General features: G+C 34.3%; 17 protein-coding genes. 4 read left to right on the forward strand and 13 right to left on the reverse strand.

Going from position 1 to position 21,018, the window contains the following annotated elements:
- Positions 1 to 66: 66 nt before the first annotated feature.
- The 6 genes from ACM55I_RS14960 to menD form a co-directional block, all read right to left on the reverse strand.
- Positions 67 to 1,581 carry a PH domain-containing protein gene (locus ACM55I_RS14960; RefSeq protein ID WP_416847647.1) on the reverse strand — a complete coding sequence of 505 codons (1,515 nt, stop codon included), beginning with the start codon at positions 1,579 to 1,581 and terminating at the stop codon, positions 67 to 69.
- A complete protein-coding gene (locus ACM55I_RS14965) occupies positions 1,581 to 2,096 on the reverse strand; it encodes a PH domain-containing protein (RefSeq protein WP_416847648.1) in 516 nt (171 codons plus the stop codon). The genes ACM55I_RS14960 and ACM55I_RS14965 overlap by 1 nt, the downstream gene beginning before the upstream one ends.
- 179 nt (positions 2,097 to 2,275) lie before the next feature.
- Positions 2,276 to 3,106, reverse strand: coding sequence for a 1,4-dihydroxy-2-naphthoyl-CoA synthase (locus ACM55I_RS14970; RefSeq protein WP_416847649.1), 831 nt, complete (start codon positions 3,104 to 3,106; stop codon positions 2,276 to 2,278).
- 738 nt (positions 3,107 to 3,844) lie between these two features.
- Complete coding sequence (locus ACM55I_RS14975; RefSeq protein WP_416836933.1) at positions 3,845 to 4,699, reverse strand: CvfB family protein; 855 nt, start codon at positions 4,697 to 4,699, stop codon at positions 3,845 to 3,847.
- Positions 4,700 to 4,809: 110 nt separating this feature from the next.
- Entirely contained in the window at positions 4,810 to 5,151 is a 342-nt protein-coding gene (locus tag ACM55I_RS14980) for a DUF2853 family protein (protein WP_416847650.1), read from the reverse strand.
- An 87-nt stretch (positions 5,152 to 5,238) separates the two neighbouring features.
- Positions 5,239 to 6,900 carry a 2-succinyl-5-enolpyruvyl-6-hydroxy-3-cyclohexene-1-carboxylic-acid synthase gene (gene menD / locus ACM55I_RS14985; protein ID WP_416847651.1) on the reverse strand — a complete coding sequence of 554 codons (1,662 nt, stop codon included), beginning with the start codon at positions 6,898 to 6,900 and terminating at the stop codon, positions 5,239 to 5,241.
- A 93-nt stretch (positions 6,901 to 6,993) separates the two neighbouring features.
- On the opposite strand from menD, the gene ACM55I_RS14990 reads away from it, so the two are divergent.
- Positions 6,994 to 7,491, forward strand: a complete 498-nt coding sequence (locus ACM55I_RS14990) for a GNAT family N-acetyltransferase (RefSeq protein ID WP_416847652.1) — start codon at positions 6,994 to 6,996, stop codon at positions 7,489 to 7,491.
- A 91-nt stretch (positions 7,492 to 7,582) separates the two neighbouring features.
- Positions 7,583 to 8,533, forward strand: coding sequence for a tRNA dihydrouridine synthase (locus ACM55I_RS14995; RefSeq protein ID WP_416847653.1), 951 nt, complete (start codon positions 7,583 to 7,585; stop codon positions 8,531 to 8,533).
- A 78-nt stretch (positions 8,534 to 8,611) separates the two neighbouring features.
- Here ACM55I_RS14995 and ACM55I_RS15000 read toward each other — a convergent pair whose 3' ends face one another.
- The 5 genes from ACM55I_RS15000 to ACM55I_RS15020 form a co-directional block, all read right to left on the reverse strand.
- The gene (locus ACM55I_RS15000; protein WP_416847654.1) at positions 8,612 to 9,199 is read right to left on the reverse strand and encodes a glutathione peroxidase; all 588 of its coding nucleotides are present in this window, start codon (positions 9,197 to 9,199) and stop codon (positions 8,612 to 8,614) included.
- 230 nt (positions 9,200 to 9,429) lie between these two features.
- Positions 9,430 to 11,643: a TonB-dependent receptor gene (locus ACM55I_RS15005; RefSeq protein WP_416847655.1), complete on the reverse strand. Its 2,214-nt coding sequence runs from the start codon at positions 11,641 to 11,643 to the stop codon at positions 9,430 to 9,432.
- A gap of 8 nt (positions 11,644 to 11,651) precedes the next feature.
- Positions 11,652 to 12,947, reverse strand: coding sequence for a tetratricopeptide repeat protein (locus ACM55I_RS15010; protein ID WP_416847656.1), 1,296 nt, complete (start codon positions 12,945 to 12,947; stop codon positions 11,652 to 11,654).
- Between the two features lie 105 nt (positions 12,948 to 13,052).
- Positions 13,053 to 13,604, reverse strand: a complete 552-nt coding sequence (locus ACM55I_RS15015; RefSeq protein ID WP_416847657.1) for a DUF4331 family protein — start codon at positions 13,602 to 13,604, stop codon at positions 13,053 to 13,055.
- 26 nt (positions 13,605 to 13,630) lie between these two features.
- Positions 13,631 to 14,281: a DUF4331 family protein gene (locus ACM55I_RS15020; protein ID WP_416836902.1), complete on the reverse strand. Its 651-nt coding sequence runs from the start codon at positions 14,279 to 14,281 to the stop codon at positions 13,631 to 13,633.
- Positions 14,282 to 14,511: 230 nt separating this feature from the next.
- On the opposite strand from ACM55I_RS15020, the gene ACM55I_RS15025 reads away from it, so the two are divergent.
- On the forward strand, positions 14,512 to 15,042 hold the full coding sequence (locus ACM55I_RS15025) for an RNA polymerase sigma factor (RefSeq protein WP_416847658.1): 531 nt from the start codon (positions 14,512 to 14,514) through the stop codon (positions 15,040 to 15,042).
- Positions 15,042 to 15,830 carry an anti-sigma factor gene (locus ACM55I_RS15030; protein WP_416847659.1) on the forward strand — a complete coding sequence of 263 codons (789 nt, stop codon included), beginning with the start codon at positions 15,042 to 15,044 and terminating at the stop codon, positions 15,828 to 15,830. The genes ACM55I_RS15025 and ACM55I_RS15030 overlap by 1 nt, the downstream gene beginning before the upstream one ends.
- Before the next feature lie 97 nt (positions 15,831 to 15,927).
- On the opposite strand, the gene ACM55I_RS15035 is transcribed toward ACM55I_RS15030, so the two are convergent.
- Complete coding sequence (locus ACM55I_RS15035) at positions 15,928 to 19,008, reverse strand: fibrinogen-like YCDxxxxGGGW domain-containing protein (RefSeq protein ID WP_416847660.1); 3,081 nt, start codon at positions 19,006 to 19,008, stop codon at positions 15,928 to 15,930.
- Between the two features lie 25 nt (positions 19,009 to 19,033).
- The coding region (locus ACM55I_RS15040) for a YadA family autotransporter adhesin (RefSeq protein ID WP_416847661.1) at positions 19,034 to 21,018 on the reverse strand (1,985 nt) is incomplete at its 5' end.

Consider the following 21,018-nt stretch of genomic DNA (forward strand, 5'->3'; position numbering starts at 1 on the left):
GTTTAATCGTTTATTTGGTTAATTGTTGATTCGTTTAACCGAATCAAACAATTAAACTCCTTTAAATTACATCCAATTACTATCGGACGTTTCTATTTCGTACAACCAAAGGTTGACATAGTGTTTAATTTTTATATAATCTCCCAACTGAAAAGCAATATTTCCTCCAGCGGTATGTAACGTTATCGAACCGATATTCAGGTTTTTATGCCAAAAAAGTTGCGATGTCGTAACCGCTTGAATTTTACTTGGTTCTATGATTTCATTACTAATATCCCACGCACCACTTTGTTTAATAATAAAATGATCATTGATAAAAAGACGGTTATTTTTATACTTAAAAAACTGAATACCCCCAACAAATACAACATAGAAAACCGCCAAGATATCCAAAGTAGGAAATTGTGAAATTACCTCATCCCGTAAAAAATAAAACACACACAAAGGTAGTCCAATTGTAAGAAATATAGAAAATCCAAGCTTCCGAAAATTAGGTTTTAATACCACTCCTTTTTCAGGAATTTTATTAAATAGGAATTTCAAAATTTCATTCTGTTCGAATGCATTGCAACCAGGAATTTCAATTGCAGCTTTTCGTTCTTCTTTCTCTCCGCCGGTCGCCTGCTTGATTTTCATTTCAAGTATATTCATTTTCTTTTGAAAATAATTACTGGAAACAGCTACGATTTGAACTTTTTCGGGTTTGATAATCGTACTTTTTGTATTCAACAAACCAAACGAAAGCAACAAGGAACCGGTTTGTTTTGTAATTCTAAAATCAAAATATTTAAAAACCATTCTAAAGACATTCATCACCAGAATCACACAAAAAAGAAGAAGAATAACTATTGGAACCATTTCTAACATGGTATTTTCCTTTAAATACGAATCAATTTTAGATTCATCGATGGTCGATTCTCCAAAAATACGTTTGACATTTTCATAAAACGTAATAGAGAAAGCTAACAAAATAAAGAAACTCCTCACATAATTAGAGGAAATTCCAACTTTTAACAAACTCGAAAAACTGATTTTTATAAAAGGCAATTCTTCAATCTGAATCGAATCCGCTTTTATTTCTGCATCAATTTCATTCGAAACTACAATTATTTTGTTCGTTTCATTTTCTAATAAATGGGCTTTCAACACTAAAGCTAAATCATGTGAAATGGCTTTGATTGCCACTTCCGTTTTATTAGCTCCGGCAGTATCCACATCGAGTGTATGCACTCCAATAATTTTTTGAATAAAGGACTGTTTAATCGTTACTTGCTGGATTTTATTGAGCTGAATCGTTATTTTTGTTTTGTTTAAAATGCCTTCTGTAATAACAAACTCTTGATTTTCTTTATCTAAAAAGAAAGTAAAATTCAAATATTTAAGATAGGCAACAATTCCAAAGACTAATAAAACACTCGCTATCCCCAGTATCAAATACAACGGATTGAGTTCTTTGAATTTAAAAATCCAAACTACTAATATTGGCCAAAGTGCTTTCCCAAAATGACGAATAGTATCAAAAAAAAGCACCAAAACACCAACGACAGACTGCCTTTGTGGTTGACTAAAATCCGCTCGCATTACAGTTGTTTTTGTATTTTACCCATCAAGAGTTGTTTGATGTTTTCGGCCTGTTCTTTTTCAATTCCGGGAATTTCTATATCACTAGAACTACCTCCAGCGGTGAAAATTTCAATTTTAGCCAATCCAAAATAACGTGACACCATTCCTTCATGCAAAGCTACGTGTTGTATTCTATTATAAGGAATTACAATTGTATTTGTAGCGATAATTCCATATCTAAAAAGCACATCGTGTTCCCTGAAAGCAAACCCTTTTTTCTTAAAACTCAAGTGCGAAAAGAAAACAAAAATCAGGATAAAGAGTCCAAAAACACTACCAATTTCCAATTGATACGCCACTAATTCCTCAATCTTTACTAGCGCAAATCCCAAACCAATTGCCAGTAACAAAAACACGACAAACGAATTAATCAAAATCACTTTCCAGTACGATTTTTTCAAACTTAAAAAGGGTACTTCCTCAAATTTAGGAAGCTGGGTGATATCTATAGTCTCGTTGCTGAAGTTTTCCATTTATAAAATTTAGTTTTTTTAGCACAAAAGCTTTTTTTTCCTTGCCACAAAGACGCTAAGTTATTATTTAAGACTACTTATCACCCCTTCTTAATAAGGACAAATTACGACTGCGATTTATGACAACTGAACACTAATCCCAAAGTCTCGTGACTGAATACTGCGTACTGATTACTAAATCATGGCAACCATTTTTTCTCAAAATTTGGTTTTCTTTTTTCCAAGAATGCATTTCTGCCTTCTTTGGCTTCTTCGGTCATATACGCCAAACGTGTGGCTTCACCAGCAAAAACTTGTTGCCCCACCATTCCATCATCGGTAAGATTCATGGCAAATTTCAGCATTTTGATAGCCATTGGCGATTTGCCTAATATTTCTTGTGCCCATTCGTATGCCGTATCTTCTAATTCAGCATGCGGAATCACGGCATTGACCATTCCCATATCCATCGCGTCCTGAGCCGAATAATTGCGTCCAAGGAAGAAAATCTCACGCGCTTTTTTCTGTCCGACCATTTTAGCCAAATACGCCGAACCGTATCCTCCATCAAAACTAGTTACATCAGCATCGGTTTGCTTGAAAATGGCGTGTTCTTTACTCGCCAAAGTCAAATCGCAAACGACATGCAAACTGTGTCCACCGCCTACAGCCCAACCTGGAACTACGGCGATAACAACTTTTGGCATGAATCGGATTAATCGTTGTACTTCCAAAATATTCAAACGATGCTGTCCATCTTCGCCCACATAGCCTTGATGACCACGTGCGTTTTGATCCCCACCGCTACAAAAAGAATACACGCCATCTTTAGACGAAGGTCCTTCTGCAGAAAGCAAAACCACGCCAATCGAAGTGTCTTCTTGCGCATCATAAAATGCACTATATAATTCAGAAGTCGTTTTTGGTCGGAAAGCATTGCGCACATCCGGTCTGTTAAAAGCTATTCTGGCAACGCCATTGCATTTCTTATAGGTGATATCCTCGTATTCTTTGACAGTGATCCAATCCATTACAATCGATTTAAATTATTTCAGTGTAAAATTAAATCATTTTTTACATTTTATCTATTCTATTTTAGAGAAGCTTGTGGTAATCTTTCTCTGATTAAACAATCTAAAATGTTAAAAAATGAAAAAAAAACAGAATATTAACAGTTGCACATCCAAATAATCTCTAATTTTAAGTATTGCTAATCAGGAGAATGTAACTTGATTAGTTTGATTACTTTTCACTGATTTATTAACCTAAAAAATGTTTTTTTGAATACAATTAAAAATTTTGTCGCTCCTTTTTCGATGGTAATAAATTATAATACTTTTTCAAAAACCAAGATAAGTGAGTCAATGAGAAGGCCATTTGCCCCAATAGTAAAAAATAAAGAGTAACACCTACGGTTTAAAGTAAAGATTTCGCATTCCCGCTCAACAAATAAGTTGTGCATTAATAAAATAATTATTTTCAGGAAATTAATCTTTTAATATATATACAAAACCAATGGCTTTAATGTGAAATTGATTCTTAGCTTCTAAGCAAGTGTTTGGACATTTAAAGACAAACCCATTTCAAAAAGTAGTTTGCACTTAAGTCAATATTTTTAAAGTAGTATTAAGGATACTATTAGTTATAAAAGTGAATAAATATACTTTTAGAATGAAATTAAAATTATTTTTATTGCTGATAGAATTTAATATTCTAAAACAGCATTAAAAAGAGAAAGACTAACCGTTTTCGATTAGTCTTTCTTTTTTTTATTCCTTAACCAAGTAAATTCCGTCTTCCTTGATTTCGATTAATTTCTCTCGATACAAAGCGCCAATGGCTTTCTTGAAGGTTTTCTTACTCATTTTCAAAACCGTTTTAATGTCTTCAGGATGTGAATTATCCGTCAAACGTAAGAAACCCCTACTGGCTCTTAACTCATCCAGAATTTTCTCTGCATTTGGTTCGATACTTTGATATCCTTGAACTTGCAATGCCACATCAATTTTATTGTCTGGACGAATCGTTTTGATGTAACCACGCATGCGGTCTCCCGTACGAATTGCATCATCATACACCTCATCTTTATATAACAAACCTTTGTGTTTTTCGTTGATGATAACATTGATTCCTAATTCAGTGATATGGGAAACGATTAAATCTACCTCTTCCCCTTTTTCAACTGTAAGGTGGTCATTTTTTAAAAACTGATTCAATTTACTAGAAGCCACTAAACGATTGGTTTTTTCGTCCATATAAAGATAAACCAAGTAGCGTTTTCCTTTTTCCATAGGACGCGCTTGCTCTTTAAAAGGAACCAAAATATCTTTTTCCATTCCCCAATCCATAAAAGCACCAATCTGATTGGTATAATTCACACGCAAAAGTGCAAATTCATTCAATAAAATATACGGTTCTAATGTGGTAGCAACGGGTCTTTCTTCGTGGTCCAAATACACAAAAACAATCAGCTCCTCGCCTATTTCAAATTCGTTTGGAACGTATTTGTTAGGCAAAAGAATATCATGTATTCCTTCCGGATCTTTTTCTGGATTTCCCAGAAACAAACCCACTTTGGTATCGCGTAAAATGGTAAGCGTATTGTATTTTCCTATTTCAATCATTTTCTTTCAATTTCTAAAGTGCAAAGGTACGAAGTTTGAAAATGGTAAAACGAAAAATCCCTTCATAAAAAAAGCGCCAACAAAGGCGCTTTTCATTTTTATAGCTATTATTAATTGTAAACACTCTCTTTTCCAAAATGAACCGCCAATAAATAATAGACCACAACTCGGTATTTATTTTTATTGGAACGACCGTATTTTTCCATTACGGCATCAATTCCTGCATCTAAATTAGCGCCGTCAGCAAGTCCTAATTTCTTGATTAGAAAATTATTTTTCACCGTGTCCAACTCAGATTGTTGGGTTCCGGCAACTGTAGCCGAATCTGCATTATAAATTGACGGACCACAACCAACAGTTACTTTTGTCAACAAATCCATATCTGGATTAACGCCACATTTGTCTTTCAAATCGGCTGCATACTTTACAATTAATTCATCTCTTGCACTCATAAATAAAAGTTTAATATTTGATTAATAGATTTTAACTCTCTCAAATTTAAACATTTAATTATATGTTTTAACGAATAAATAAAATAATTAGACTAATTCTTTAAAATATTGCAACAAAATTCTATCGTTATCTAATGTTGGCGTGAAAATTTCCAAAATACTTGGTTTTTCATTTTGACTATAAAAAGCATCCAGTTCCTTTACTAAACTCGTTTCATCATTGGCAATACTATATTCAAAACCATACATTTTAGCCAAATGTTCTGCAGTAAGACCATGTGATGTTTCAAAGAAAGTATTAAAAATAGGCGTTTCTTCATGTCCGGGCAAAATTCTAAAAATTCCGCCACCGCCGTTATTAATCAAAATTATTTTGAAATTTTTTGGGATATAATTATTCCACAAGGCGTTGCTATCGTATAAAAATCCAATATCACCTGTTATGAAAAACGTTTGTTTTTTATTGGCAACAGCCGCACCAATAGCTGTAGAAGTACTTCCGTCGATTCCGCTTGTACCACGATTGCAATACACTTCAACCGAAGGATCGATAGCTATTAATTGCGCATAACGAATCGCTGAACTGTTACTGATTTGTAATTGACTATTCTTTGGTAAACTTTGAATTACTTTTTCGAAAACTTTAAAATCTGAAAATTCAATTTTTGCCAAATAATTTTCATGCTTTTGTTTTCGCAAAAGTTTCACCGCTTCTAATTTCTCAAAATAATCACTTTCTACCATTTCCGTTAAAGGTAAAAATACTTCAAAAAAAGTATTCGGATTGACTTCAAAATGTTTCGTCAATGCACTGAAAGTATCATAGGCTCTTAATGTATCAATATGCCAATGGTGTTTTGGCTTGTATTTTCTCAAAAAAGCTTTGATTCGTTTAGAAACTATCATTCCACCAAAAGTCACCAATACCTCCGGTCGAAAATCCTCAAATTCCTCATGGGTAAAAGGCGTAATTATAGTGTCAATATTGTTTATAAATGAAGGATGATTCACATTGGACGTAGTTTCGGTCATAACAACAACCGATTCGTCTTGTGCCAATGCAGAGATAGTTTTTTCACTAATTAAATTTGGTTCATTTACGCCAACTAAAATCATTTTTTTAGTTGAATTGTTCCAAATAGTCGCAAACTCCGAAATATTTTCAATGGTGCTTAGCGCATTCAAGTTTGCAAAACCATTAACCATGACATCAACTGAAAGTTCTGAAACAGTTTCATATAAAGGCTCCTCAAATGGTGCATTGATATGAACCGGTCCTTTTTTATGCAAGGCTAAATCTATCGCTTCATTTATTTTGAAATCATTAGTTTTTGAAACAACTTCATTTAAATTGGCATTATATAAAGAGTGGTTTATAAATACATTTTCCTGTCGGATAGTTTGTCCGTCGCCAATATCGATTTTGCTTTGTGGTCTGTCAGCAGAGATTACGATTAAAGGAATCTGACTGTAAAATGCTTCCGCAAAAGCAGGATAATAATTCAGTAATGCGGAACCCGATGTACAAACTAAAGCTACAGGCTGCAGGGTTTGTTGTGCAATTCCAAGTGCAAAAAAAGCGGCGGAACGTTCGTCAGCTATACTGTAACATTGAAAGGCAGGATTACTCACAAAACCAATCGTTAGCGGAGCATTTCGAGAACCTGGGGAAATTATTATGGTGGTGATTCCTTTGGCCAAACAAATTTGAATAATGCTTTGCGCTAAAGGTATTTTGGGGTAAATCATTGTTTTCGTTTCAAAAGAACAAAGATACAAAGTTGCAAAGGTTTTTCTCTAATCTTAAATAGTTTTCTTAATTTTGAAGGAAAATACTTTTTCATGGAAATCAAGATAAGACCCGCTGTTTTTGCTGATATAGATACAATACTAGAAATCGTTAATCACGAAATACTGCATAGTACTTCCAATTATGATTATGAACCGCGCGATTTTGAAACCCAAAAACTATGGTTTGAAGACAAATTAGCGACAAATCTGCCTGTGATTGTAGCGGAATTTGAAAACGGGGCAATTGGATTCGCAAGTTATGGTCCCTTTAGACAAAAAATAGGGTATCAATACACAGTAGAACATTCCGTTTATGTTGCCCAAGAATTTATAGGGAAAGGCGTTGGAAAATTACTTTTGGCTGAACTCATTCGGTTGGCAAAAGAGCAAGAATTCCATGTTATGATTGGCGCTATCGATGCTGAAAATTCAGGAAGCATAGCTTTCCATGAAAAGTTTGGGTTTAAAGCGGTGGGCACCATTCGAGAAGTAGGTTATAAATTTGATCATTGGCTGGATTTGGTTTTTATGCAATTGATTCTAAAATAAATAAGTCCTTTTCATTAAACAAAAAAACATAATTGCTCCAGAAAAACCCTAACTGTTTAAAGAATGGTATATTTGCACAACTAAAAATTTCATGGACTACACCTTACTTTCATCACCCTTACAAGGATTTACCGATTTTCGTTTTAGAAATGCCCAAAATAAATTGTTTGGAGGGATTGATACTTATTATTCCCCTTACATCCGTTTAAACGGAAAGCTTGTCATTAAACCATCCTATGAAAGAGATTTACTTCCTGAAAATAATATTGGTTTAGAGGTAATTCCACAAGTTATAACAAACGATGCCGATGAGTTTTTATTTGTAGCCAAATATGTTCAGGAACTTGGTTACAAAGAATTAAACTGGAATTTAGGATGCCCGTATCCAATGGTTACAAAATCCGGTATGGGTTCCGGTTTGATCAGTAATCCCGAGAAAATTAATAACGTCCTTGACAGAGCACATTCGGAATCTGATATTATTGTGTCTATGAAAATGCGTTTGGGATATGAAAATAGCGAAGAAATTCTTGCTGTTTTACCCATTTTAGATACATATCCTATCAAAAATATTGCCATACATGCTCGCATTGGAAAACAACTGTATAAAGGTGGCGTACATCTGGATGCGTTTCAACAATGCATTGACAACACGATTCACAAGCTGTATTACAATGGTGATATCACTTCGGTGGCCAAATTTCATGAAATGCAAGCGCGTTTTCCTTCTATTGATCACTGGATGATCGGGCGAGGATTAATTTCGGATCCTTTTTTACCAAGTATGATTAAAAGCAATACTATGGAATATCCTGCAAACAAAATGGAATTATTCAGTGCTTTTCACGACACTTTGTATGCTATATATAGTGAATCGCTATCTGGATCAACCCATATTTTACTGAAGATGTATCATTTATGGGAGTACTTTTCTGCTACATTTTCAAATCCGCACAAAGTATTGAAACAAATAAAAAAAGCGCAGAGTATTAGAAATTACGAAGCGGCTGTTGCAGCAATTTTCAAGAATGAGAAAATTTAATTTCTAACAGTTTCTAGAATAAAAAAAGCGGTTTTCAGTTTCCCGAAAATCGCTTTTTTATTATGCCTTTATTACTAACTATGCTTTAATCCAGTCTACGATTGAAGCATCAGTTGGTAACGTTTTTGGAGAGATTACTTTTTCCAATTCTCCTTTTTCGTTGATTAGGTATTTTTGAAAATTCCATTCCACTTGTGAATCTTGCAATCCGTTTTTAGCTCTTTGGGTTAAAAACTGATACATTGCACACATATCGTCGCCTTTTACCGAAACTTTATCCATCATAGGAAAAGTAACGCCATAATTTAATTGACAAAAAGAAGCAATTTCTTTATTGGTTCCTGGTTCCTGTGAGGCAAAATTATTAGCCGGAAAACCTACGATTACAAATCCTTTATCCTTGTATTCTTTATAGATAGCTTCAAGATCTTTGTATTGAGGAGTCAAACCACATTTTGAAGCGGTATTTACAATCATTACTTTTTTACCTTTCAAAGAAGCAAAATCAAAAATCTTTCCTGATAAATCTTCTACTTTAAATTGATAAATGGTTTCCTTGGCCATAGCAGTATTACTTTTATTTAATTTTGTTTTTTTAGTTTGTGCCTGATTTTGACAACTAAAAAGGAACATGATAGTACATGTTAAGAATAATAGGTTTTTCATAAATAGATAATATTAGTTTTATATTTGAGTATGGAATTTGCATATCGAGATCAGTATTTTACCGTATTTCAATTATGCTGATTTTGAAATTATATTTTTTATAAAATTATAACAATTAATTGTTGGTTAAAAATTTATTTTGGTTAAACACAAGTTAAATAAAAAGAAGCCTGATATCAAACAAAATACCAGGCTTCCAAACAAAACAAACTAATCTTCATTATAGTAAGCTAAAACGTATAGGTAATTTTCCCCTTCATAAAGAAAGGTGTCCCTGGTGTAAAATGTATTTCTTCTACACTTGTTGGCTCATTCTTTAATCTTGATTCAGTAGCAAACTGCGTTTCATTCCATTTGGTATTAAACAAATTATCAACTGCTATCCCGAAAGAAATATTTTTAAGTTTGTAATTGATGTTGAAATCAGAAACAAAATAGCCTTTGGCAACTAACGAATTATCTTCGTTCGCGGGACGACTTTTTAAATAACGATAATGAATTCCTCCCGAAAAACCATTTAGATTCTGAAAACTTAAACCGCCGGTAGAAGTAAAATCAGGTGCTAATGGAATGTAATCTTGTCCTTTTGGCTCATTAATACTTCTAGCGTAGGTGTAATTAGCATCAGTATCCAAATAAAACCAATCATTCAATTGATACCGCAATCCTAAATCAAATCCCATACGTTTTGATTTTCCGCTTGGTTCTATAATTCCTGCATCACCCACATAAACAAATTCTTGTTCCAGATACAAATACCATAAAGCCGAATTGACAATTAGTTTTGGAAATGGTTTCCAAATGGTACCAATATCTGTTCCTATCGCAGTGGGCAAAATTTGTTTGCCACTATTTTGAACCACAACGCGAGTATCATTCGAATGAAATCCTATTCCTGATTTTAGATAAAACTGTAAATTGTTATTTTGCGAATAAATAAAATTCAGTTTGGGCGAAATTTTCACTTTACTTTCCGTTTGTGTTTTATAATCGGTAGTCAATTTATCTCGGTAATTAAATTTAAAATAATCCAATCGCACTGCGGGATTAATCATTAATTTTCCAAAACTGAATTCTGAATTGACATACGAGAATAAATTAGACTCATCAATATCCCCTAATTTAATTTGCTTCAAAGTAGTAGTCCTATTTAATGTATGTGAAAGTTCCGTATCCTTTGTAGCATCTGCACGAAAACCTATTCCATACTGCACCAATATATTTACATCATTAAGCTTCGTTTTCTTATTCAATTCGGCATTCATTCCATAAATCGTTCTATTTTCTTTCTGTCTAATTTGATCACCATTAATAGGATCTTCTAGGAAAAAAGTAAAATTAGAATACAATTCGAAATCATATTTTGAATAAAATGCATTCGCTTTTACGAACGTATTTTCATCAATTGGTTTACTCAAAGAAGCATTTACATTTGTTCTTGATGTGCTCCCTCCTTCCGTATCATCCACTGAACCAAATCGAGATATTGTTCCGTTATCAACCAATCGTTGTGGTATTTGACCAGAAGCATCCCAACGACTAGAAAAACGAGAGGCTGAAACTGAAAACTTACTATTATCGGCTAAAATGGCTGAATATTTGCCCAACAGATTGATCCTATTAAAATTTTGGGGGGAATCGAATGGACCATCTGTCAGGATATATTCCGTTGCAATGTAAGCACTTTGTGTTTTTTGGTTACCCAAAAGATTAAATAATCCTACTGTTCGTAGCGTATTGAATTGCCCTACTTCTAAACCAATACTGCTTTTTTCAATTTTATCTTTAGTTTGGAAAGTAACGTATCCTGCCGTAGCAAAATCCCCTTTGTTAGCATAATACGTTCCTTTTCCAAAATCTATTTTTTCCACCGTTTCTGGAATTACAAAATGCAAATCGGCGTAACCTTGACCGTGCGCATGAGAAACCATATTTACTGGAATTCCATCTACTGAAATGGCAATATCAGTTCCATGGTCAATATCAAAACCTCTTAAAAATAGTTGCTCTGCCTTTCCACCACCGGCATGTTGCCCGATGAATAAACCCGGTACTTTTCGCAAAATTTCCTGTGAAGAATTTACGGGAGTTGTTTGCAAATCAATTTTTGAAATCACATTCATCGCCGAAAGTTTTGCTTGAATTACAATCTCATTCAATCTAAAAACATCATCTTCAAGAACAATTCTAAGTTCAGAACCAGAAAATGTGTAATTCATTTTTTTAAAACCCAAAGCATTTACTTTCAAAACGTTTCCAGAAACTGTTTTATCAATACTAAACATACCAAATTCATTAGTATGTGCATGACTTTCAGAACTTGTATTATTGATGTAGGCATTCTCTACAGGATTCCCATCATTATCGACTACTATTCCTTTTTGAATCTGGGCATAGGTAGTCCAACCCAAAAGAGTTATCAGGATTATAAAAAAATTCTTCATTTGGAAATTTATAATTGATTTACCTTTTTCTCCAAATTTGGGCCTAATTCATATACACTGGAAAGTAGTTCTTCTTTAATAGGTTGTACTTTTTCTATTTGTTTATTAGACTTATAAATCATGGCCAAGTGGTATTGCACTTTTGGTTCAAATGATTGTCCAACTACATGTTTTTTAGCAATTTCCAATGCTTTTTTATTTTCGCCTAAATTCAAATACGACCATGCCAATAAATCATAGGAATCAGGAGTTGGTCTGTGATCAATTTCTATTTTTGCAATTTCCAATGCTTTAGAAGCCGTTTGTTTATCATCCGCATAAATTAAAGCGTTGTATTTGTTATACATCGCACCATAATTATTTTTTTGCAACATAGAGAAATAGGCATTTCTATTACTGATTTCTTCTTTTTTATTTCCTTCAAATTGTGCTATTTGAGATTTCAACAAATAAAAATCAGGAGTATTGTGTGTCACTTCAATCGCTTCAACAATTCTTTTTGCTTCAACTGTATTTCGTTCATGAGAAAATACAATCCAGGCAATTCCTTTTAAAGCATACGAATAATTAGGGTCTATCGCCAATGTTTTTAAATAGCTGTCGTATGATTCTTGGATTCTTCCCGCATGACCATAAAAATCACCTAAGTTAGAATACGACCATATTTTAAGCACTTTATTGTCTTCTTTCTCCGCAATATCTCTGGCTTTTTCCATAAAAGTTATAGCCGTTTTCAAGTCGCCTTTGTGATCATTCCATTTTGCCAAGCGAATAAGATAATCATAATCTTTCATATCTCTCATGGCATTCAAATTCTTTACGGCTTCAGGAAAATTTCCCAATTCCATTTGAACATCAAAGAGTAATTTTTGTGTTTCTTTCAAGCCTTCTCCTATCGAAAAAGCTTTATTTGCCAATACTAACGCTTCTTTAAAACGGTGTTGCGCAATATAATTTCTTGCCAAAGATCGAATGGTAGAAACTCTTGAATAATCATAAGCTTCATTCGATTTTGTTAACAACTCTTCTGTTTTATATAGGTTTTTAATATCGCCGGTATATTCAAAAAGAGTCGCATAATTAGAAGCTATCATACTTAAATAACTAATTTGATTAGGAGCTGCATCGAATTTTTTTTGCCAGAAATCAATTTCGTTATTTGCAAAAGTCAATGATTTATTTCCTTTTACATTCAGATATTTATTATAATCTGAAATATTGGTAATTTGACTTGGTTTTTTCTCGCAACTAAAAAGAGATAGGATTGTAAAAACCAATAATGGAATTATTTTTAAAGTTTTCATAATCTGGTTTGTTTGTTTGTTTGTTTGTTTGTTTGTTTGTTTTTGAAAAGAAAAAAAACAGAGTTGAATTTAAAAATATCCAACTCTGTTTTTTTTATAAAAATATTACCAGGCTGTTGCCAAATAAGGGAAAGAAACGCCAAATGCTTTATCATTTGCATTTACATGGTCAGAAGTAAGTGCTGCGTTTGAAGTTCCCATTGGTCCTCCAAAAATTAATAACAATTCCACATCAATAACGTCATCTGCCAAAGCTCTACCTGTAAGAACATTCGTTCCATCAAAGAAAGTTGTTTTTGCAGTTTTTGATACATTTAAAACATCAGTAGAAAGAAGACCTGTTAATTGAGGTGCAGTTTGTCCTAAAGCATTTACAGTGTAGCCTGAATTTAAAGCTAACAATCTAGATTGAAAAATAGGTTGGTATTTAGCGCCCATCATTGATGGAATAGCAGCATTAAATTCATCTTTTGGTGCTCCCGCTGCAATAAATACGGTATTTATTGCAGGTCTTGCCATTTGATCTTGCTGAACAAAAGTTCCTGAAAAATCAAGACTTGCTACAGGATCTGTTGTCGAATCATTATTATCACAATTTACTGAAACAACTGCACAAACTACTGCTACAGCTATTAATTTGAATTTATTAGATTTCATGTCTTTATGTTTTAAAATAAAATTAGTTATTGTTTTTTCTTAGTTTCTGCCCATACATTTAATGTACTTGAAGTACCTAACATTGCTTTTGGAACTTCAACTACTAATGAAAGTACATTTGTACCTGCAAAAGTATCTGTACCTGGGTTTTTGAATCCAGAAGCAGTTCCGGCAAGGATTGCTTTGAATTGGCCTAAGTCAAAAAAGAAAGGATCATCTCTTGGTCCTGCGAAAAATTTCATTCCGTTTTTCTCTGCTATTAAAGGAGTTGAACCATAAGTAGAAATTGTTACACTTCCTGAGGCAGCTTCTTTTTTAATAGTGCTTGAAGTTCCAGTAGCCGTAGGAGCATAAGGACCAAAGAAATACATCTTGTCATCTCTTTTGATGGCTTGAATAACTAAATCTTCAACATTGTCACCTGTGTTATCAATGTTGATTTCAATCATAACATTTTCATTAAATGTTGCCGCGGCTGTAGCATTAGGACTTAACAATCCTTGTGTGTTTACTGCAAATGCAAGATTGTTTGTGTCTTGTCCCTGAAAAGTGTACACATCAGTAATATCTGCTGCATTACCTGTTACTGCTGGAGCATCAACGTGGTCAGCAGCTACTAAAATTAAGCCCGAAACCGCAACTAGCGATAGACCTAATATCATTTTTGTTTTTTTCATTTTGTTTAAAATTAAAAGGTTATAGAAGCATTTACGGGATTGTATTCGCTTTGGTTTTAAAAATCATAAAAAAAAATCAATAAATATATTAAATAACTGATTTACAGCGATTTAATTACTTAAATAAAATACAATTATTTTTATTTTGAATTTATTTTAAAGTAGCTATTCATAAAATTTGCCAATTGTAAATAAGTTTGTATAAGTTTGTAAAAGCAAAATAAAAATATATGACTCAAGATGAATTGTTAGTATTAATTTATAAGAAAGACGAAAAGGCATTCACACATCTTTATGATATGTATTCAAAAAGTTTGTTTGCCGTAATCAATGTTCTTGTAAAAAATAGAGAAGAAGCCGAAGATGTGCTTCAGGATGTATTTGTCAAAATCTGGAAAAATATTGATTCCTACCATGAAAGCAAAGGGCGTTTCTATACTTGGATTCTAAATATTGCCCGAAATACATCTATTGATAAACTGCGTTCTAAAAATTTTAATAACAGTCAAAAAAACCTTTCTTCAGATAATTTCGTACATCTATTTGACGACAGTAACAAACTGGTCAATAAAATTGATAGCATTGGGATTCAAGATTTTGTAAAAAAGCTAAAACCCAAGTGTATTCAAATAATAGATTTACTGTTTTTTAAAGGATATACCCAACAAGAAGCTTCGGAGGAATTGGAAATTCCTTTGGGAACCGTTAAAACTCACAATCGAAACTGTATTAATGATTTAAGAAATTATTTGAAAGTATAATGGAAGCAAAAGAATATATAGAATCAGGTATTTTAGAACTCTACGTTTATGGTTTACTCACTGAAACCGAAAATGAAGAAGTGAACGCCATGGCAAAAAATAATCCAGAAATAAACGATGAAATTATTGCTATAGAAAAGGCTATTGTAGCTCTATCTTCCAGCTTTTCACCGTTTCATTCTGTGGCGAATTACGAAAAAATAAAGTCCAAACTAGAGCTTAAACATGCTACTAAAGTTATCGAATTGGAACCAACAAGAAATTGGTCTCAATACATTGGTTGGGCAGCAGCAATTCTATTGTTAGTAGGTATTGGTTACCAATACAATCAGTTGGAGCAAACCAATACTCAAGTAGTAAACGTTGAAGTGGAGAAAGCAAAAATGGAAAAAGATTTGAATGCTTTACAATTAAAAAATAAAGCCAGCGAAACTAGTTTAGCAGTTGTAAGAGATGCAAACAATACGGTTGTAGCACTTGGTGGACAAGCTGTTGCACCACAATCCTCTGCGAAAGTATATTGGAATAAAGAAACCAAAGTGGTTTATGTAGATGCCGCAGGATTACCAGAACCGCCAGAAGGAATGGTGTATCAGGTATGGGCATTAAAACTGAATCCATTGACTCCTACAAGCATTGGACTATTGGAAAATTTCAAGGTTAACAATCAAAAAATGTTTGCTGTAGATAATGCAACTGATGCAGAAGCTTTTGGTATTACACTCGAACCTAAAGGCGGAAGTTTAACTCCTACAATGGAACAATTATATACATTAGGAAAAGTATAAATAGTGCTTTTTCTTGATACTAAAAAAGGTTCAGCTGTAAAGTTGAACCTTTTTTTTATTCCTATATTTTAATTGTTTTAAAATAATCAATAAAGTATTATCGTACCCAATACCAAATAATACCTGGATCTGAATTACCACAGCAACCCAACCATGGTGCAGGATTAAAACCACAAACAGATACTAAAGTTCCCCACCAATCACCATTTGCATCATTACTTGTTGTAATGGTTCCGCAAGATCCAGGCGCATACCATGGCATTATTTCTTCTATTCCACTGCCTTGATAATTCCATGAATCAAATTTGGTATTTAATGTAATATCTCTTTGAGTGTTATTCCTATTTACAAAACTATAGGCTTGATTTGCGGTCCAAATTCCACCCCAATGGCCTCTATTGGTTGCATCTATCATATATTGAAAACCACTGCCACTCTTTTTAAGATAATCGGCATAAGCTACGATAGAATATTGTCCGTTAATAGTTGGAGTCGTTTCATTTCTTAAAATAGCATTGTTTGCATCCCATCCTGAGCCATTATTATTACATAATATCAATGTCCAGCCGCCTCCATCAGTAGTCATATCAGCATAAATTTGAAAAGGAGTTCCTCCATTGATATTTGGGTTTGTGATCCAATACAATCCATCTGTAGCACCCGGAAAATCAGCTTTAATTTGTAATGCGCTTGCTCCTGCTGATGCCGCCGATAATCCATCGTTAGATTTGGTTGCTATATTTTGTCCATTAATAGTTAATGAATTGCTTGACGCCAATGCCCCATTTTTATTGATATAATTAAAATCAGTGGTAGAAACTTGACCGTTTTTTGTTAAAACAGAAACATTGTTTACAGTCAAAGTAGCACTTATAGAACCACCATAATGAGTCGCATTGCCTTCCTGAGTAGCAGTAATTGTAGTAGTCCCTGCTCCAGTTATAGTTACAGTTATACCACTGATTGTTGCTACAGCCGCATTACTACTGGTGTAAGTAATAGCACCAGTACTTACACTGGTTGGCGGTGTAATTGTGTAAGAACCATCAAAATAGGTTTTTATTTGCGCATTAAAATTATTTAAATTGGGGTTTTTCAGTACCGTTACTGTAATATTATTTGATACGAAACAACCTCCATTAGAAGAATAACCTGTTAATTCATACGTAGTAGTTTCAGTTGGAGATATTGTAATTGATGCAGAATTTCCTAAAGGTTCATCGCCATAAATTCCGTAATAAGAACCGGAACTTTTCTCAACAGCTAACCTATCGTTAGTTGATAGTACCGAATCAAAAGCAAAAATCTCTGCAACATCTGCATCGGAAGATTCACTGTCATTAATTCTCAAACCGTTTGGTCCAGTAGATCCTCCATTTGTATTTACAGTTTTAGAAATCCCATTTTCAAAAATTGTTGATTCACTACCGTTTCCCGTTCCAGTATAAACATATGGATTGCTGTCAGCAGTTATTCCACCTGGTTGTGAAACCCAACCATCAAAATGAGCCTGACTTTTATTTCCGTTCCACCATCCCAGTAACCAGTTATTATTCGCATTTAAAACTCTACCTCTATTAGGACCCGTTTGTTTTCCAGTATAAATAACGGTGTAAGGAGGTGAAAAATTCACACTGTTTTTTATGTTTTGACTTGTGTTAAATCTTAAAATAGGTCTATTATTCAAACCATTGTAAACGTATAATGGTTGTGCACTATATGATGATGGAATCATGTCATTCCCATTACCGGATTGATCATACAGTTTAACACAATAACCAGCTGATCCATTTAGCCAAGTATTTATGGCTACAGTATTTAAATTTGTTCCTGAAAATCCAAAATCAGCTTCCACATTATCATCAGCTCTTCTCAAACGAATAGCCGAACCTGAATAAGCAGATCTTAAAAGTCGTAATCCTACTGCTAATTTATAATTCGACACATTGTCTAAAGGCGTAGCGTCGTTAAAACCCCAAAAATAAGTACTGGCCCCTGAAGCAGTAAGTGTAATAGAATCTCCAGAATTTATAGTAGCTGTGGATGGAGAAATACTAACCGAAGGCATGCTATCTACACTTATGGCACCAGAAACATCACTTAGTATTGACATTCCGTATGAGCCTGATACTTCAACATAATAATAAGTTGTTCCAACTGATGCAGTAGAAGGAGTAAAAGAACTACTGTTAGCGCCATTAATTACTACTCCCCCGCTATTACTAGCGATATTGTTACTATACCATTGGTATGTTAAATTAATACCGGATGCTTCAACTGTTAATGGAGTAGCTGAAGTTCCCAAACATTCATTATGATTGGTATTCAAGGGTTGCGTATTAATCGTTGTGTTGCAACTCGTTAAAATAGAATAATAAGCCCCTTGACTACATTCAACATTTAGTTGATTACTGTTTGAAATCAAAGAAGAGAATGCAACAGCTTCGGTTTCTAAAATAGAGCCACCATCACTACCACCATCATAATTACCAATAAATATTTGATTTACGTTATAGGTTTGAGGGCTAATTGATAAAACCATCGCCTCATCAACTGGTGACAGCGATTCAGAAGTAGTTTTTGAAACTCCATTTTTCCAGATAGCAAGAGGATAAACATCTTGCCAAAAATTAGTACCTCCTGAAGTCAGTATTCCTCCTATTCTAGGAGTAGCATCCAATATAGAATGAAATCTTGGCCAATTGGTAGATTCTGATTTTATAACCGTAGAAATACTAAATAAATTTAATGACCCCGTATAGACTAATCCTTTGTTTCCTAAAAAATCAATGGCTACTCTTGATCCTATCAATTTTAAAGCTCCTGTAAATACTATTTGTGGTTGAAGATTATAATCTGTTTTAATCAAATCTCTTCCATTGCCACTTTGGTCATACCAAATACTTATATAACCATTATCACCACTAACAAAAGCCAGTAATGCACTTGTGTCTAAATCTCCATTACTATCAAAACCAATATCCTGAGTGACATTATCGCTACTGCGACGCACTTGTATGGCATTGCCAACATATGAGGTACTTAATTTTCGTAAACTATAGGCAACAGCAGCTGGTGTAGTATTGTCTAAGCCTAAAACATCCAAAGTATTTTGAGCATACCCTTGAAAAGCGGCAAAAATCAAAAAAAAGAAAACTATTTTTTTATAAAACTTCATGGTATAACTGTTTTAGAAGCTACTATTAATAAAAATAATCAAACTGAATTCTATCATTTACAGATAATATATAGGAACCATTATTAGCAGGAATATAAGTTAATGTAGTTCCACTTACACTATAAGCCGTGTTGCTGATTCGAATTCCATTTACATACATTTTTACTTTACTGTTAGCTGATGGAATTTGATTTAAAGTAAATTCTGTTTGCGAAATCGTAGCACTAGATTCATCCGCCATTTCTCTAACTTCAATAGTGCCTGTTGAAATAGTTCCATCAGCCATTAAGAATTGAGAAGAAGTACCACTTGGAATTTTGTATCCAGCAGCAGTTAAGCTACCACTTGTTTTAACATCAGTTATGGCACTATGCGAACCCGTTCCATCGGAACCCAATTGTATCGTATTAGATGCACTGACAATTGCATTAGCTCCAATAGCAACAGAATTTGTAATTCCATCAGTAGCAACATCAGCTCGAATTCCTATAGCCGTATTTTCTGAACCTGAACTATTTGTTAATAAAGTACTACTTCCTATAGAAACATTATCTGTACCTGAACTATTATTAGATAATGCAACATATCCTACCGCAGTGTTTCCTACACCTGCATCATTTGCTGCTAAAGCTCCTCTACCAATCCCGGTATTTGCATAACCAGCATTATTTTCTAAAGCTCCTAGTCCAATTGCAGTATTTGAGTTTTCATTAAACTTTCCCCTACCTACAGTAACTCCGTTAATAGTTGCATCAGAGCTAAACATTTTAGTCCCGGCAATGGTTTGATCAGTTGTCAAATCAACAAAATTTGCAGATATGGCAACGACAGCAGCAGTTACAAATTCAGTTGTAGCTAATTGTGTTGTATTAGTTCCTGATACAGCGGTCGGCGCTAATGGTGTTCCGGTTAAAGTTGGTGATTCCAGATCAGCTTTTAGATTTAGTGCGGTTTGAGTTGCGCTTTCATTTGCGTCAACATCAGATTGAACAGCATCGATATTCGTTTGTAAGGTGGTATCTGCTGAATCGCTGGCTGCTTTATTAGCAACAACATCCGATTGGACTCCTGCAATGGCAGTATCAGTTGCAGCTTTGTTGGAATCAACGGTAGCTTGTACCGTATTGATATTCGATTGCAAAGCAGTATCCGCTAAATCGCTTGCCGTTTTATTGGCAACAACATCCGATTGAACCCCTGCAATGGCAGCATCAGTTGCGGCTTTGTTGGAATCAACGGTAGTTTGAACCGAATTGATATTCGTTTGCAAAGTGGTATCCGCTAAATCGCTTGCCGTTTTATTGGCAACAACATCCGATTGGCCCCCTGCAATGGCAGCATCAGTTGCGGCTTTGTTGGAATCAACGGTACCTTGTACCGAATTGATATTCGATTGCAAAGTGGTTTCCGCTGAATCGCTGGCTGCTTTATTAGCAACAACATCCGATTGGACTCCTGCAATGGCAGTATCAGTTGCGGATTTGTTGGAATCAACGGTAGCTTGTACCGTATTGATATTCGTTTGCAAAGCAGTATCCGCTGAATCGCTGGCTGCTTTATTAGCAACAACATCCGATTGGACTCCTGCAATGGCAGTATCAGTTGCGGCTTTGTTGGAATCAACGGTAGCTTGTACCGTATTGATATTCGATTGCAAAGTAGTTTCCGCTAAATCGCTTGCCGTTTTATTGGCAACAACATCCGATTGAACCCCTGCAATGGCAGCATCAGTTGCGGCTTTGTTGGAATCAACGGTACCTTGTACCGAATTGATATTCGTTTGCAAAGTGGTATCCGCTAAATCGCTTGCCATTTTATTGGCAACAACATCCGATTGGACCCCTGCAATGGCAGTATCAGTTCCGGCTTTGTTGGAATCAACCGTAGTTTGAACCGAATTGATATTCGTTTGCAAAGTGGTATCCGCTAAATCGCTTGCCATTTTATTGGCAACAACATCCGATTGGACCCCTGCAATGGCAGTATCAGTTCCGGCTTTGTTGGAATCAA

Origin of the sequence: Flavobacterium algoris (assembly GCF_048158525.1) — a bacterium.
GTDB classification, from domain to species: domain Bacteria; phylum Bacteroidota; class Bacteroidia; order Flavobacteriales; family Flavobacteriaceae; genus Flavobacterium; species Flavobacterium algoris.